This window comes from Pseudomonas sp. LBUM1670 (genome assembly GCF_059695695.1).
This window is the reverse complement of the sequence record NZ_CP166783.1, coordinates 4,130,068-4,145,672: the sequence shown is the minus strand read 5'-3', so window position 1 is coordinate 4,145,672 and position 15,605 is coordinate 4,130,068. Positions and strand designations below refer to the sequence as shown.

Genomic DNA, 15,605 nt, shown 5'->3' with positions numbered 1-15,605 from the left:
TGTTTTCGTCTTCCGTCATTGCCCATAACCACAACAAAGGCAACAGGAGCAATTCACATGAGTTCATCGAACTCCGGGCAGAGCGCCGGGCAACTGGAAACCCGTGGTATCGAGCCGGTGCCGGAAGCGGAGTGCAACGGTCATCCGCTGCAGCTGTTCTGGGTCTGGTTCGCCGCCAACATTTCCATCCTCGGTCTGCCGCTGGGCGCCACGCTGGTGGCGTTTCGCGGCTTGGCGATCTGGCAGGCGATCATCGTCGCGATCCTCGGTGCCGCCGGTTCCTTCGCGGTGGTCGGGATCATCTCCATCGCCGGTCGCCGTGGTCGCGCACCGAGCCTGACGCTGTCGCGGGCGATCTTCGGTGTGCGCGGCAACATTGGCCCGACGCTGGTTTCGCTGATGTCGCGGCTGGGTTGGGAAACCGTCAACACCACCACCGCCGCGTTCGTGTTGTTGTCTCTGTGCTCGATCCTGTTTGGCTCGCCGGTGGAAGCGAAAAGTGCGCCCGTATTGACCCTGATCTTCATCGCGTTTTTCGTGCTGCTGACCTTGTCGGTGTCCGGCCTCGGTCACGCGACGTTGCTGGTGATTCAGAAGTGGGCGACTTATGTATTCGGCGCGCTGAATATTCTGGTCGGCGGTTTTCTCTGCGCCACCATCGACTGGAGCGCCGTGTTCAGCGCCACGCCGGCGCCGCTTAGCGCAATGATCATCGGCGTCGGCACCATGGCCGCCGGCACCGGGATCGGTTGGGCCAACGCCGGCGCGGACATGTCGCGCTATCAGCACCGCAGCGTCAAGGCTGCGCGCCTGGTGGCCTCGGCCGCATTCGGCGCAGGGATTCCGCTGGTGTTACTGATCACCCTCGGCGGCCTCCTGTCGGTGGGCAACAACGATCTGGCGTCGGCCACTGACCCGATTATCGCGATCCGCGACATGCTGCCGACCTGGATGGCCGTGCCGTACCTGATCACCGCATTCGGCGGCTTGCTGCTGTCGAACAATCTGTCGGTGTACTCCGCCGGGTTGACCACGTTGACCCTCGGCCTCAAGGTCAAGCGCGTCTACGCCGTGGTGGTCGACATTGTTGCGATCTTCGCCGGTTCGATCTACTTCATGCTGATCGCCGACAGTTTCTACGGCCCGTTCATTACCTTCATTTCCTTGCTGGCAGTGCCGATCACGGCGTGGGTCGGGATCTTCGTCGTCGACCTGATTCACCGTCATTACTACAGCCCCAAAGACCTGCTGGACGTCAGCCCGAGCAGTGCCTACTGGTATCGCGGCGGCGTCGAGTGGCGCGCGTTCGGTGCGTGGGCGCTGGCGATTGTGTTGGGCTTCAGCTTCACCACCATCGGCACCACCGAACAAACCGTCTGGTTCCGCGGGTTCCTGTCCGACTCGTGGCTGGGTCATAACGGCCTCGGCTGGATCGTGACGTTCCTGGTGGCTGGCGGGATTTACTTCGTACTCGGTGGGGCGAAGGATCGCCGTGCCGCGTCGTTCGAGAATGCTCATGCATAGGTACCCTGCCTCACAAATACTGTTCCTTTTTGGCGGCGTTTGTTGTCGCCATGCTGCGTTGCCGCTCCTCGCCATAGCGAGCTATGGCTCGTCGCGGCGCCTTGCCTGGCGACAACAATCACTCGCCAAAAGAGGAACGTATTTGTGAGGCAGGGCACCAAAATGCTGCACACCGGCCAGGTGATCATCGATCTGGTCATGGCCGTGGATAAACTGCCGCAATCCGGCGGCGACGTGCTGGCGCAGTTCGCCAGTTTCGAAGCCGGCGGCGGGTTCAATGTGATGGCCGCGGCGCAGCGTAATGGTTTGCCGGTGGTTTACCTTGGCCGTCATGGCACCGGTCGTTTTGGCGATCTGGCGCGGGAGGCGATGAAGGCTGAAGGCATTCGTATCGGCATTGCACACAGCGCCGAGCGCGATACCGGATTGTGCGTAGCGATCACGGACGCCTCGGCTGAGCGTAGTTTCGTTTCCTGCATGGGTGCCGAAGGCGAAGTGACTGCCGAGGATCTGGCCAGTGTGCCAGCCGAGGCGGGCGACTATGTCTACGTCAGCGGCTACAGCCTGCTGCATGTCGGCAAGGCTCAGGCGCTGGTGGATTGGGTGCTGGCATTGCCTGTGGGGATTAACGTGGTGTTCGACCCGGGCCCGTTGGTGGAGTCACCGGATGCGCCGTTGATTCAGGCCTTGTTGCCGCGCATTGATTTGTGGACCAGCAACAGCGTCGAGGCATTGCGGTTTACCGGGGCGGCGGACATTGCCGAGGCGCTGGATCGATTGGCCGAGCATCTGCCCGCCGATGTGTTGATGGTCGTTCGCGATGGACCGCAAGGGTGCTGGATCAGTCAACGTGGCGAGCGTCAGCATGTGCCGGGCTTCGAGGTAGACGCGGTGGACAGTAACGGCGCCGGGGATGCCCATGCCGGAGTGTTTGTGGCCGGGTTGGCGCAAGGGTTGCCGGCGGATGAGGCTGCGCGGCGGGCGAATGCGGCGGCGGCTCTCGCAGTGACTCGGTGGGGGCCGGCGACTTCGCCTGGGGTGGCTGAAGTGGATGCGTTAATCAGTAAAACATTGGGTGCCTGATCTGCCGCCTTCGCGAGCAAGCCCGCTCCCACATTTGATTGCATTTCAACTGGAGGAATTCGATCAAAATGTGGGAGCGGGCTTGCTCGCGAAAGGGCCCTCAGCCGTTTAGATATCCAACTTGCGCGCCGCCTCAACGCCGGCCGCGCTGAGCTTGATCGGCAAGTTCAACGAGTGCTCACCGGCCTCGTTGCAGGTCACATGCCCATGCTGGATCAACCCGCGATCCTGCAGCGTGGCGAGGGTGCTGGCCACGACTTTCTCCCCCCGGTAATTGTCCAGGACCTCCTTGCCCAGTCCACTCGGGTGGGCGTGCAGCAGACGGGTCAGGACTTCTTTCTCAAGGTTTTTATCGACGTTCATGGTTACCTCTTCATGGATGTGGATAGGTACAGCTCGCGTGGGCGATTTATTGGCTGGCGCCGCCTTCGGAACCCGAGCCACCGGTGGTGGTTTTCGAGCCGATGCCGGTGCCGGCGTTATCGGGTGTCTGGGTGTCGGGCATGTTCATTCCACCTTGACGGCCCGCGTCGTTTCCCTGGATCCGCGGGTCGGTGCCCGTGGACGGAGGCAGACTGCTGTCGACGCCTGTGCCATTGGTGTTGATGCCGGGTGCGCTTTGGATGGCGGGGGATTTGGGTTTTTCGACCGGGCGGTCGGGCCGGCACCGGAGGCGGGGGTGGCGGCGAAGGCAGCAGAGGACAGCAGGGTAGCGAGAGCGAGGGCAGTCAGTCGGGGCATGATCATGGTGTCGTCTCCATTTAATCAGAGTCCTTACCTGATGTTGGTCCGCCCCCGATTTGGTTTGGTGCCTGATGAACGACGAACGGTTCAGGCCTGCTGCAGCGTCTTGATCATGAGCGGCGCAGAGTAAACGGCCCACGGTGATAAGGTCCGAGGTTATCGATTTCAGGGTTGGTGGTGGGCGGAGTAATGACTTTATATGACCCCCTTTTGCGACTGAAGAGCCTTTGTGGCGAGGGAGCTTGCTCCCGCTGGACTGCGAAGCAGTCCCTTTCACAGATCGACTCTGTTTACCTGAAAGACCGCGTCGCTTGTTTTGGGGCTGCTGCGCAACCCAGCGGGAGCGAGCTCCCTCGCCACAGATTGCGAGTCGACTTAGTATGGTGTTTTCCACTTTTGACGAAGGCACGTCCATGACGATCGAAATCCGCCCGGCGACCCCCAGCGATGCACCGCAAATCCTCGGGTTCATCACTGAACTGGCCGATTACGAACGTGCCCGCCACGAAGTCATCGCCAGCGTTGCCGACATCGAGCGCAGCCTGTTCAGCGAAGGCGCCACCGCCCACGGCTTGCTCTGCCTGCGGGACGGTTTGCCGATTGGCTTTGCGGTGTTTTTCTTCAGCTATTCCACCTGGCTCGGCAGCAACTGCCTGTATCTGGAAGACCTCTACATCACCCCCGAACAGCGCGGTGGCGGCGCGGGGAAAACCCTGCTGCGCCACTTGGCGAAAATCGCCTGTGCCAATGATTGCGGACGGTTTGAATGGAGCGTGCTGGACTGGAACAAGCCAGCGATCGAGTTCTATCAATCGTTGGGTGCGCAGCCGCAGGAAGAGTGGGTGCGGTATCGGATGGATGGGGCGGTGTTGAGGGATTTTGCGGCGGGCAATTGAATCTTTAAAGGATCGCAGCCTTCGGCAGCTCCTACAGGGTGTACGCCACCCAATGTAGGAGCTGCCGAAGGCTGCGAATGGCCGAGCTGATTCCCCTGATCAAAGGAGTCACGGCCCGGCTCTCGGCAGAACTTGGCGCCAGGGTTTAGACCTTCAGCGTCGCCATATCGATGACAAAGCGGTACTTCACGTCACCGGCGATCATGCGGGCGTAAGCTTCGTTGATCTGGCGGATGTCGAGCATTTCGATGTCGCAGGTGATGTTATGCTCGGCGCAGAAATCCAGCACTTCCTGGGTTTCGGCGATGCCGCCGATCAGCGAACCGGCCAGCACGCGGCGGCCCAACACCAGTTTGGCTGCGTGGACCGGTGGATCAATCGGTTCAATCAAACCCACGAGAATGTGCACGCCGTCGAACCGCAGGGTATCGAGGTAGGGATTGAGGTCGTGCTGCACCGGAATGGTGTCCAGCAGAAAGTCGAAATGACCCGCTGCCGCTTTCATCTGCTCGGCATCGGTGGACACGATCACGTGGTCCGCGCCCTGACGACGACCTTCTTCAGCCTTGCTTGCCGAGCGGGTGAACAGCGTCACTTCCGCGCCCATCGCCTTGGCAAACTTGATGCCCATGTGGCCGAGGCCGCCCATGCCGAGAATCCCGACCTTGTCACCCGCTTTCACGCCGTAGTGCTTGAGCGGCGAGTAGGTGGTGATGCCGGCACAGAGGATCGGTGCGGCGCTGGCCAGGTCGAGTTTTTCCGGGATGCGCACGACGAAGTGTTCGCTGACGACGATGCTGTCGGAGTAACCGCCCATGGTGTTGCTGCCATCCACGCGGTCTGGTGTGGCGTAAGTCATGGTCGGACCTTCGAGGCAATATTGCTCGAGGTTGGCCTGGCAGGCTTCGCAACTACGGCAGGAATCGACCATGCAGCCGACGCCGACCAGATCGCCGACCTTGTGCCGGGTGACATTCGCACCGATGGCGGTGACTTTGCCTACGATCTCGTGGCCGGGCATCAGCGGATAAACGGCAATGCCCCACTCGTTGCGGGCCTGATGGATGTCGGAATGGCAGACGCCGCAGTAGAGAATGTCGATCGCCACGTCGTCGGCCCTTGGGCTACGGCGTTCGAATTTCATGGGGGCGAGGGGAGTGGTGGCAGACTGGGCGGCGTATCCGATGGCGGTGTACATGGTGAACCTCGCAAAAGCAGTGACAGGTGAGGCGGTGCATTCTGGGCGCCGCGCCGGTCGCCGGCCATGGCGATTCCTCCGGGTGTCATGCCTATTCCTCCGGCATCAGCCTTCAATGGGTCGCATTGGCCATCAGACCTGCGATGATGCTTTCATCCCTTTTTTCCGCGTTTTTTTGTGAAGAGCTCTCATGTTGTTGACCCGTCATCTCGATGCCAATGCCACGCTGGTTTCGCTGATTCAGCCTTTGACTCATCGCGATGGTTTCGCGCCCACGGCGTTGCCGGGTGTGCAGGCTTTACGGGCCAGTTGTGATGTGGCTCGCGGCCCGCAGATCTACGAACCGAGCCTGGTCATCATTGCCCAGGGCAGCAAGTTGGCGTACCTGGGCCCGCGTACGCTGGAATACGGCGCCGGGCATTATTTGATTCAGGCATTGCCGGTGCCGTTCGAATGCGAAACGTTTGCGGCACCGAATGGGCCGATGCTGGGGGTTTCCATCGCCATCGACCGGGCGGTCCTCGGTGAGTTGGTATTGGCCATGGGACTGGCGCCGGGACGTAATATTCCGGCACAAACACCCGAGTCCATGACTTCGGCGGTGCTCGACGATGCCATGCGTGGTTGTGTCGAGCGACTGTTGCGTTGCCTGCACGATCCGCTGGAATGCCAGATCATGGGGCAGGCGCGGTTGCGTGAGTTATTGTTCGTCGCCTTGCGTGGGCCGCAAGCCGATGTACTGCGGGCGCTGGTGGAACAACAAGGACAGTTCGCCCGGATCGCGGCATCGCTCAGTCATCTGCATGCGCATTACACCGAGCCATTGAACGTCGAAACCCTGGCCAGTTGCGCGAACATGAGTGCGTCGACTTTTCATGAGCATTTCAAGCGCAGCACGTTGTTGTCGCCGGTGCAGTATTTGAAGCGCCTGCGGTTGCTCAAGGCGCAGACGTTGCTGGTGGCGGAAGGGTTGGGCGTGGCGCAGGTCGCGCATCGGGTGGGGTATCAGAGCACGTCGCAGTTCAGTCGGGAGTACAAGCGCTACTTCGAGCGTAATCCCGGAGATGAGCGCGCTGCCTGATACACCGGTGATCCCTTGTGGGAGCGGGCTTGCTCGCGAATGCAGTGTGTCAGTCATATAGATGCTGGCTGATACACCGCATTCGCGAGCAAGCCCGCTCCCACAGGGGATTTGTGTTGTGGCATAAATTGCAGGCAACAAAAAGGCCCCCATTTCGGGAGCCTTGTTGTTCAGCGATTCAACTTACATGTTCGGGTAAGTCGGGCCGCCAGCACCTTCCGGTGCCACCCAGGTGATGTTCTGTGCAGGATCCTTGATGTCGCAGGTCTTGCAGTGAACGCAGTTCTGGGCGTTGATCTGGAAGCGCTTCTCGCCGTCTTCCTTGGTCACCACTTCGTACACGCCGGCCGGGCAGTAGCGCTGGGCAGGTTCATCGTACATCGGCAGGTTCTTGGCGATCGGGATGCTCGGGTCGGTCAGCTTCAGATGGCAAGGCTGCTCTTCTTCATGGTTGGTACCAGAGATAAACACCGAGCTGAGTTTGTCGAAGCTGATCTTGCCGTCCGGTTTCGGGTAGTCGATCTTCTTGCAGTCGGCCGCCAGCTTCAGGCAAGCGTAATCCGGCTTGGTGTCGTGCAAGGTGAACGGCAGTTTGCCGCCGAAGATGTTCTGGTCCAGCCAGTTGAAACCACCGCCGACGATGGCGCCGAACTTGTGGATCGCCGGGCCGAAGTTGCGGCTGGCAAACAGTTCGTCATAAAGCCAGCTCTTCTTGAACGCGTCGACGTAAGTGGTCAGCTCTTCGGTGCCGTCCTTCTCGGCGAACAGCGCCTCGGCCACGGATTCAGCGGCGAGCATGCCGGACTTCATCGCAGTGTGGCTGCCTTTGATCTTGGCGAAGTTCAGGGTGCCGAGGTCGCAACCGATCAGCGCGCCGCCCTTGAAGACCATTTTCGGCAGCGAGTTCAGGCCGCCCTTGCAGATGGCGCGGGCGCCGTAGCTAATGCGCTTGCCGCCTTCCAGGTACTGCTTGAGCACCGGGTGATGCTTGAGGCGCTGGAACTCGTCGAACGGCGACAGGTAGGTGTTGCTGTAGGAAAGATCGACGATCAGACCGACCACCACCTGGTTGTTTTCCAGGTGATAGAGGAACGAACCGCCAGTGTTCTCGGTGCCGATGATGTCCAGCGGCCAGCCGGCGGTGTGAACCACCAGGCCTGGTTGATGCTTGGCCGGGTCGATTTCCCAGATTTCCTTCAGGCCAATGCCGTAGTGCTGGGCGTCGGCTTCGCTGTCAAGGTTGAAGCGTTTGATCAATTGCTTACCGATGTGGCCGCGGCAACCTTCGGCGAACAGCGTGTATTTGCCACGCAGTTCCATGCCCGGGGTGTACAGGCCTTCTTTCGGGTGACCTTCGCGGTCAACGCCCAGATCACCGGTGATGATCCCGCGAACCACGCCGTTCTCGTCGATCAGCGCTTCCTGAGCGGCGAAGCCCGGGTAGATTTCTACGCCCAGGTTTTCGGCCTGCTGAGCCAGCCAGCGGCACAGGTTGCCCAGGGAGATGATGTAGTTGCCTTCGTTGTGCATGGTCTTGGGCACAAAGAGGTCAGGAATTTTTTGCGCGCTGTCGGCGTTCTTGAGAACGAAGATGTCGTCGCGAGTCACCGGCGTGTTCAGCGGCGCGCCGAGTTCTTTCCAGTCCGGGAACAGTTCGTTCAGGGCGCGTGGTTCGAACACGGCACCGGACAGGATGTGAGCACCGACTTCGGAGCCTTTTTCGACCACGCAGACGCTGATTTCCTTACCGGCTTCAGCAGCCTTCTGCTTCAAGCGGCAGGCGGCGGAAAGACCAGCGGGGCCGGCACCGACGATGACCACGTCGAATTCCATGTATTCGCGTTCCACAGGTTATCTCCTACTCAAGGCTCAACAGTTTTTTTTCTAATTGGAGGTTTGGTGTCGCATCCATGAAATCCTGCGCAATGCAGGAAGAGGACAATCGATGGACCACCTTTCTCTCTGGGTGGCGCATTATATCTACACCACTCTCAGCGTCCAATACAAACGTTTGTTTGAATTGGCTCAAAGCCAGAGAAATCAAAGTCACGCGGCTTATGAACGGCTATTTTGCCGTATTGACCGGAATAGGTGTTCCGGTCAAGATACGGGCGGTTTTGCGCTCGCCGTAGGCTGACTGTTGGTTTCAAGAGCACCTCTAAAGACAGGGCGATGGCAGGAGCAGGTGATGTGCTGCGCAGGTTTGGCGCGCAGTTTACACGCGACGATATTGAATGACTTGTTGGTCACCACTGACGAACGGTCATCAACATATGAGCGATGGTCACTTGGCACGTATGCCGGCGTTTTTAGAGGTGCCCTTGCGCCCGATGAGCATCAATCGCCAGGTTCGCCTAGGCGACTTTCTTTTCACCGGAGAGTAACGAGGAATCCATGAAGGTTCTTGTAGCTGTCAAACGCGTTGTGGATTACAACGTCAAGGTTCGCGTCAAGGCGGACAATTCCGGCGTAGACCTCGCCAACGTCAAGATGTCGATGAACCCGTTCTGCGAAATCGCAGTGGAAGAAGCCGTACGCCTGAAAGAGAAAGGTGTTGCGACTGAAATCGTCGTCGTCTCCATCGGCCCGTCCACCGCTCAAGAGCAACTGCGCACCGCGCTGGCTCTGGGTGCCGACCGCGCCATCCTCGTCGAATCCGCTGAAGATCTGACTTCCCTGGCCGTTGCCAAACTGTTGAAAGCGGTTGTCGACAAGGAACAGCCTCAGCTGGTGATCCTTGGCAAACAAGCCATCGACAGCGACAACAACCAGACTGGCCAGATGCTCGCTGCATTGAGCGGTTACGGTCAGGGCACCTTCGCTTCGAAAGTCGAAGTGTCCGGCGACAGCGTTGCCGTGACCCGCGAAATCGACGGCGGCGCGCAGACGGTTTCCCTGAAACTGCCGGCCATCGTCACCACCGACCTGCGTTTGAACGAGCCGCGTTATGCGTCCCTGCCAAACATCATGAAAGCCAAGAAGAAGCCTCTCGAAGTGCTGACTCCGGACGCTTTGGGCGTTTCCACCGCCTCCACCAACAAGACCTTGAAAGTCGAAGCGCCGGCTGCACGCAGCGCGGGTATCAAGGTCAAGTCGGTGGCTGAACTGGTCGAGAAACTGAAAAACGAAGCGAAGGTAATCTAAATGACTATCTTGGTTATTGCTGAACACGACAACAAAGTGCTGGCCCCGGCCACGCTGAACACCGTGGCCGCTGCTGCCAAAATCGGCGGCGACATCCACGTGCTGGTTGCAGGTCAGGGCGCTGGCGCCGTGGCTGAAGCCGCTGCGAAAATCGCTGGCGTGGCTAAAGTGCTGGTGGCCGACAACGCCGCCTACGCTCACCAGTTGCCGGAAAACGTAGCACCGCTGGTCGCCGAACTGGGCGCTGCCTACAGCCACATCCTCGCTGCCGCGACCTCCAACGGCAAAAACATCCTGCCGCGCGTTGCCGCTCAGCTGGACGTTGACCAGATCTCCGAGATCATCTCGGTTGAAAGCGCTGACACCTTCAAGCGCCCGATCTACGCCGGTAACGCCATCGCTACCGTTCAATCGAACGCAGCGGTCAAGGTGATCACCGTGCGTGCCACCGGTTTCGACCCGGTTGCTGCTGAAGGTGGTTCGGCTGCCGTTGAAGCGGTTGCTGCTGCTCACGACGCTGGTACTTCCAGCTTCGTTGGCGAAGAACTGGCCAAGTCCGATCGTCCGGAACTGACCGCTGCCAAAATCGTCGTTTCCGGCGGTCGCGGCATGCAGAACGGCGACAACTTCAAACACCTGTACGCCCTGGCCGACAAGCTGGGCGCAGCTGTTGGTGCTTCCCGCGCCGCAGTCGACGCAGGTTTCGTACCCAACGACATGCAGGTCGGTCAGACCGGCAAGATCGTTGCTCCACAGCTGTATATCGCCGTCGGTATCTCCGGCGCGATCCAGCACCTGGCCGGCATGAAAGACTCCAAAGTGATCGTTGCGATCAACAAGGACGAAGAAGCGCCGATCTTCCAGGTGGCCGATTACGGCCTGGTGGCGGACCTGTTCGAAGCCATCCCTGAGTTCGAGAAGCTGGTCTAATCCAGCGGCTTGACCTATAAAGAGCCCGACCTTTTGGTCGGGCTTTTTTTTTGTTCTGTAGGAGCGAGCTTGCTCGCGATGGACGTTAACGATGACGCGCCCGTTCTGAGTAAGCGCGGCGCATCTGAGTCCATCGCGAGCGATCAAGCGTCGACCGGCTGCTCCTACAGGAGATAACCAGGTTTGAGTGGAGTGTATCGCCATGGATTTGCGCCGAGTATTCGGTTGGTCATTGCTGCTGGGCCTGACGGTATTACCGACACTGTCCGTTGCCGCGGGCAAGTGCGAACGCCTGGTGGTCACCGGCAGTCCGGATGCACCGCCGTACCTGTGGCAAGACCCGCAAAATCCCAAACATCTGATCGGCGCCAGTGCCGATCTGTTGCAGCAAGTGGCGGGGGAGTTGGGGATCAAGGTCGACTTGCTGTACGCCGGCAAACGCTCCCAGGCCCTCGATGAAGTGCGCAGCGGGCGCATGGACATGCTGGCGGACGCGCCGTTGACGGTCAGCGAGCTGTAAACCCTGGATTACATCCATCCGCCGTTGCTGGAAAACGATTACCTGGTCTGGACCCGAAAAGATTCGTCTCTGGTCTACAACGAAGCACAAGACCTTCACGGTCATCCCGGCGCGTTGTCGGAAAAGTCTCGAATGACCCAGGCATTTGGTACGTTCGCCGAACAGCAATTGTCCCTTGTGCGTACACCAAACCTGACCCAGGCCTTTCAGAAACTGCTGCTGGGCGAGGTGGAATTCGTTCTCGCGGGACGTTACTCAGGCATGGCGGCCGCGCAGGCACTGAGCATGGCCAACGATCTGGTGGCACGTTCACAGCCGGTAGACAAACCGGGCCTGTTCCTCGCGGTTTCCCATAACTCCGCCTGCAACGATCCGTGGTTGCGCGGACAGCTGGCCAAAAAGATGACAGAATTGCCCGCGTCCGGACTGACGGAAGCTGTGCTGCAGCGCAACATCGAGCGTTGGAAAGCGCAGCAACAGCAACAGCAACAACCCGTCAGTACCCCAAAACAGTAGGGATTTTTAGTGAGTATTCGACCTCTTTTCGCTGCCCTGGCCGTTCTGGCTCTGGCGGGTTGTGCAGCCGATCCGGCGCCGAATGAACAAATACGCCTGACCGAACAGGCACTGATACAAGCCAAAGCCGTGGGCGCCACCACCGACGAGGTGCCGGAACTGAAACTGGCCGAAGACAAGTTCAGCCGTGCCCAGGGCGACATGACCGATCAATCCTACAAGCACGCACGGATGCGCGCTGAACAGGCCGAACTGGACGCACGTCTGGCCGAAGCCAAGGTGCTGACCCTTAAAAGCGAGGAGCAGTTGAACGTGCTCAATACCCGCATCACTCGTCTGCGCAAGCAAGTGGGAGATGCCCAATGAGCCTCAAGTCCAGCGCCATCGGCGGATTGATCCTGGCAGGTTGCGCCAGCCTGTATGGCTGCGCCGGCCAGCACAGCGAGAGTGCGTTGCAAGACGCCAGTGCCAACTTCCAGAAGGTCAAGGAAGATTCCAACGTGCTGCGTATTGCGCCGAAAGACGTGATTCGCGCCGGTGAATCCCTGGCCCGCGCCGATCGCCTGTCCAGCTACTGGGGCAGCGGCTCGGACGTGGTGCATTACGCCTACCTGAGCCAGCGCTACAGCGAAATCGCCCGGGAGCACACCAATCAGGTGCTCAACGAAGAGCGTGCGGCGAAGCTCGAACTGGAGCGTCAGCGCCTGCAACTGGCCTTGCGCGAGTCCAAGTTGCTCAGCGTGCAGCAGCAGGGCAAGTGGCTTGAAGAACAGATTGTCGCGCTCGCCACCACCCAGACCGACCGCGGTCTGGTGATGACCCTGGGCGATGTGCTGTTCGACACCGGCGAAGCGGAGTTGAAAAACTCGGCGAACCGCGTGGTGCTGAAGATCGTGCAGTTCCTGCAGCTCAACCCCAAACGCGTCGTACGCATTGAAGGCTACGCCGACAGCACCGGCGGCAAGCAGGAAAACCTCAAGCTGTCCCGAGACCGTGCGCAATCGGTGGCCAATGTGCTGATGGACCTGGGCATCGACGATAAACGCATTCAGGTCGAAGGGTATGGCGACGAATACCCGGTGGACGCGAACGCCTCCGAACGGGGTCGTGCGCAGAACCGGCGGGTAGAAATTGTGTTCTCCGACGAAAAAGGCCAGCTCGGCGCCGCCCGCTAACGGTTGCTTCATCGCGACATCGGAAATCCTGTAGGAGCTGTGTAGGCGTTGTCGAGTGAAACGAGGCTGCGATCTTGTGATCTTGCTCTTGATACTCAAGTGCGCCGGGAAAGATCGCAGCCTCGTTTCACTCGACAGCTCCTACACACCCGGCCTGCCCGTCAGCGCCGGGTTTTTTTGCGCCTGCCTGCTGCGACACGCCCTTCAAAAAACAGTACAGTTTTTGCTGACACTGCACTGTACGGTCGACTATTGTGGCAACTGTCCCAGTACACTTCTAAACTGTTCCGGTATTGTTTCACACAAGAATAAAATGCCCGTGAAATCGAGTGCTGCGTCATGACCAATCTCCTGCTCTACCAACGTATTGCTCAGCAACTGGCCGAAGACATCCGCCGTGGTGTCTATCAACCGGGGGAGCGCGTGCCTTCGGTGCGCAAGATGAGCTCGCAGCTCAACGTCAGCCATGCCACGGTGTTGCAGGCCTACGCCAATCTCGAAGATCAGGGGCTGATCCGTGCCCGGCCGCAGTCGGGTTATTACGTGCACCAGACGCCGGCCCTGACTGCGCCGACCCCGGACATCGCCCGGGTCGAGCGTCCCGGCCTGGTCACCCGCAGCAGCATCATTCAACAAGTGTTGGTGGAATCCCGCCGCGAGGGCGTATTCCCCTTGGGCGCGGCGGTGCCGAGTGTCGATTACCTGCCGGTTCGGGCGCTGCATCAGCAACTGGCCAAGGTCACCCGTTTTCATAGCCCGCGCGCCTTCAGCTACATGTTCAGCCCCGGTTTCGAGCCGCTGCGCCGCCAGGTGGCGATTCGCATGCGCGATGCCGGCGTGGTGGTCGATCCGTCCGAAGTGGTGATCACCCACGGCTGCGTCGATGCCTTGCAGATGTCCCTGCGCGTGCTGACCCGGCCGGGTGACTTGATCGCCGCCGAATCGCCGACCTACTACGGTTTGTTGCAACTGGCGGACCTGTTGGGCCTCAAAGTCATCGAGATCCCCAGTGATCCGGCCACCGGCATGAGCCTTGAAGCCCTGCAACTGGCGGCCAATCAATGGTCGATCAAGGCGCTGGTGCTGACCACGCGCCTGAGCAATCCACTGGGCGGCACCATGCCCGAAGAGCGGCAGAAACAACTGCTGCGCCTGGCCTCGGATTTCGATATCCAGGTGGTCGAGGACGATATCTACGGCGAACTGATGTTCGAGCAGGGCCGCACCAAGTCACTCAAGGCCTACGACCGCCTGGATCGGGTGATTTATTGCTCAAGCTTCTCCAAGACCCTGTCGCCTGGCGTGCGAATCGGCTGGATGATCGCGGGCAAGTACCAGCAGGAAATCCAGCGCCTGCAAACCTTCAGTACGCATTCCGCCTGCAGCGTCACGCAGATGGGCATTGCGGCTTATCTGGAAAATGGCGGTTACGACCGGCATCTGCGCTACATCCGTCAGGAATACCGCAAGAACCTCAGCGCCTTCCAACTCGCGGTGCAGCAGTATTTTCCGGAAGGCACGCAGATGACCCGGCCGACCGGCGGTTTCATTCTGTGGGTGAGTTTGCCAGGTAGGGTCAATACACAAGAACTGCACGTGCGTGCATTGCAACAAGGCATCAGCATTGCGCCGGGGCTGATTTTCAGTAACACCGAGCAGTTCAATCACTGCATCCGGCTCAATTGCGGCACGCCCTGGAACCGTGAAGCCGAGCGCGCCTTGATGACTCTGGGCATGCTGGCCACGCAACTTTGCCAGGAGATGGCCGGCGGCATTTGACGGGGCGGGCGGGTAATTCCCGCCCGAGCTTGTCATGTCGCGTCCAACAAGCGAGCATATGCCCCTCCGCCGTTAGTGCCGTTACTCCGTTGGGTCCATGAAACCGATTTTTTCCGCCGTCTGGCTGTCGATCTGCCTGTTGGTGACCTTCCAGGCGGAAAGCATCATGGCGGCTTCCGTTCCGGAAAAAACCGCCGCGAGCCCGGCCTCGAAAAAACCCGCTACGGTCAAGAAAGCCGCCCCGGCCAAAAAGAACGTGGCCAAGGTGAAGAAACGTCCACCGATTGCCTCAAAGTCCAAAGCCGCCAGCGAGGTCGTGAAAACCCAACTGCCTTCGGTTGACCTGGATTTGAGTCTGCCCGAGGAGATGGCCGAAGAGTTAAAACCGATCGGTACAGTTCCGTTGCCCCGGCACGACGCCGTGTTGCCGCAAATGTTCGGTGAAAAGGCCGGCAGCTCTCCCTTTCAGCTCAACGGGCGACTGATCAGCAACGAAATGAAGTTGCAACTGCGTAACGAAGAGCGCCGCGACGTTGAAGGCGCCGCGCTGGAATTCGAGTTCAAGCGATAATGCCTTCCTCTCTGTGACCCGTTCGCCAGACGCTTTGTCGGAGACTGCTCAGTCACGTTCGGTCAAGTGTAAAAACCCGGCCTCCGGTAATTTAAAACAACTGTTTTAGCGGTTACTCTGTGCCCCGTCCTTTAATACATCGCCCTTCGCGAGGAGCTCGTCGTCATGAAATGCCGTGAAGGCTGTGGCGCCTGTTGCATTGCCCCTTCCATCAGTTCGCCGATTCCCGGCATGCCCAACGGTAAAGCCGCCGGAGAACGTTGCGTGCAACTCTCTGTCGAAAATCTGTGCAGTATTTTCGGCCAACCGGAACGTCCTGCTGTGTGTTCGGCGTTCGAAGCCGACGTCGAAGTCTGCGGAAGCAGCAGTGACGAGGCGATCAGATTGCTGGGTTGGTGGGAGCAAATGACGGCTGCGTGATGGTTTCAACGAACGGAACTTCAA

At 59.7% G+C, this 15,605-nt stretch carries 14 protein-coding genes and 2 pseudogenes; 12 read left to right on the top strand and 4 right to left on the bottom strand.

Features of this window, described 5'->3' with window-relative positions; translation table 11 throughout:
* The first annotated feature begins 57 nt into the window (after positions 1–57).
* Both ACA073_RS18780 and ACA073_RS18775 read left to right on the top strand, forming a co-directional pair.
* Positions 58–1,524 carry a purine-cytosine permease family protein gene (locus ACA073_RS18780; protein ID WP_497398533.1) on the top strand — a complete coding sequence of 489 codons (1,467 nt, stop codon included), beginning with the start codon at positions 58–60 and terminating at the stop codon, positions 1,522–1,524.
* A 162-nt stretch (positions 1,525–1,686) separates the two neighbouring features.
* Entirely contained in the window at positions 1,687–2,607 is a 921-nt protein-coding gene (locus tag ACA073_RS18775) for a PfkB family carbohydrate kinase (protein WP_497404147.1), read from the top strand.
* 108 nt (positions 2,608–2,715) lie between these two features.
* On the opposite strand, the gene ACA073_RS18770 is transcribed toward ACA073_RS18775, so the two are convergent.
* Together ACA073_RS18770 and ACA073_RS18765 are read right to left on the bottom strand one after the other, a co-directional pair.
* Positions 2,716–2,970, bottom strand: coding sequence for a hypothetical protein (locus tag ACA073_RS18770; RefSeq protein ID WP_497398531.1), 255 nt, complete (start codon positions 2,968–2,970; stop codon positions 2,716–2,718).
* A 46-nt stretch (positions 2,971–3,016) separates the two neighbouring features.
* Positions 3,017–3,354 (bottom strand): annotated as a pseudogene (locus ACA073_RS18765) (hypothetical protein).
* Between the two features lie 410 nt (positions 3,355–3,764).
* On the opposite strand from ACA073_RS18765, the gene ACA073_RS18760 reads away from it, so the two are divergent.
* Positions 3,765–4,247: a GNAT family N-acetyltransferase gene (locus ACA073_RS18760; RefSeq protein WP_497398529.1), complete on the top strand. Its 483-nt coding sequence runs from the start codon at positions 3,765–3,767 to the stop codon at positions 4,245–4,247.
* Positions 4,248–4,392: 145 nt separating this feature from the next.
* Here the strand turns inward: ACA073_RS18760 and ACA073_RS18755 are convergent, their stop codons facing one another.
* Entirely contained in the window at positions 4,393–5,445 is a 1,053-nt protein-coding gene (locus ACA073_RS18755; RefSeq protein ID WP_497398527.1) for an NAD(P)-dependent alcohol dehydrogenase, read from the bottom strand.
* Positions 5,446–5,635: 190 nt separating this feature from the next.
* On the opposite strand from ACA073_RS18755, the gene ACA073_RS18750 reads away from it, so the two are divergent.
* On the top strand, positions 5,636–6,526 hold the full coding sequence (locus ACA073_RS18750) for an AraC family transcriptional regulator (protein WP_497398525.1): 891 nt from the start codon (positions 5,636–5,638) through the stop codon (positions 6,524–6,526).
* Between the two features lie 183 nt (positions 6,527–6,709).
* Here the strand turns inward: ACA073_RS18750 and ACA073_RS18745 are convergent, their stop codons facing one another.
* Entirely contained in the window at positions 6,710–8,374 is a 1,665-nt protein-coding gene (locus ACA073_RS18745) for an electron transfer flavoprotein-ubiquinone oxidoreductase (RefSeq protein ID WP_497398523.1), read from the bottom strand.
* Between the two features lie 546 nt (positions 8,375–8,920).
* Between ACA073_RS18745 and ACA073_RS18740 the strand changes: the two genes are divergently transcribed.
* The 8 genes and pseudogenes from ACA073_RS18740 (at position 8,921) to ACA073_RS18705 (ending at position 15,581) form a co-directional block, all read left to right on the top strand.
* A complete protein-coding gene (locus ACA073_RS18740; protein WP_003226982.1) occupies positions 8,921–9,670 on the top strand; it encodes an electron transfer flavoprotein subunit beta/FixA family protein in 750 nt (249 codons plus the stop codon).
* Positions 9,671–10,600, top strand: coding sequence for an electron transfer flavoprotein subunit alpha/FixB family protein (locus ACA073_RS18735; RefSeq protein ID WP_497398521.1), 930 nt, complete (start codon positions 9,671–9,673; stop codon positions 10,598–10,600).
* 202 nt (positions 10,601–10,802) lie between these two features.
* A pseudogene (locus ACA073_RS18730) lies at positions 10,803–11,636 on the top strand (substrate-binding periplasmic protein).
* Positions 11,637–11,645: 9 nt separating this feature from the next.
* The gene (locus tag ACA073_RS18725; RefSeq protein ID WP_497398519.1) at positions 11,646–12,002 is read left to right on the top strand and encodes a DUF4398 domain-containing protein; all 357 of its coding nucleotides are present in this window, start codon (positions 11,646–11,648) and stop codon (positions 12,000–12,002) included.
* The gene (locus ACA073_RS18720; RefSeq protein ID WP_497398517.1) at positions 11,999–12,811 is read left to right on the top strand and encodes an OmpA family protein; all 813 of its coding nucleotides are present in this window, start codon (positions 11,999–12,001) and stop codon (positions 12,809–12,811) included. The genes ACA073_RS18725 and ACA073_RS18720 overlap by 4 nt, the downstream gene beginning before the upstream one ends.
* A gap of 339 nt (positions 12,812–13,150) precedes the next feature.
* Entirely contained in the window at positions 13,151–14,590 is a 1,440-nt protein-coding gene (locus ACA073_RS18715; protein WP_017340075.1) for an aminotransferase-like domain-containing protein, read from the top strand.
* 97 nt (positions 14,591–14,687) lie between these two features.
* Entirely contained in the window at positions 14,688–15,161 is a 474-nt protein-coding gene (locus ACA073_RS18710) for a translation initiation factor 2 (RefSeq protein ID WP_497398515.1), read from the top strand.
* A gap of 165 nt (positions 15,162–15,326) precedes the next feature.
* The gene (locus ACA073_RS18705) at positions 15,327–15,581 is read left to right on the top strand and encodes a YkgJ family cysteine cluster protein (protein WP_017340073.1); all 255 of its coding nucleotides are present in this window, start codon (positions 15,327–15,329) and stop codon (positions 15,579–15,581) included.
* Positions 15,582–15,605: the final 24 nt, after the last annotated feature.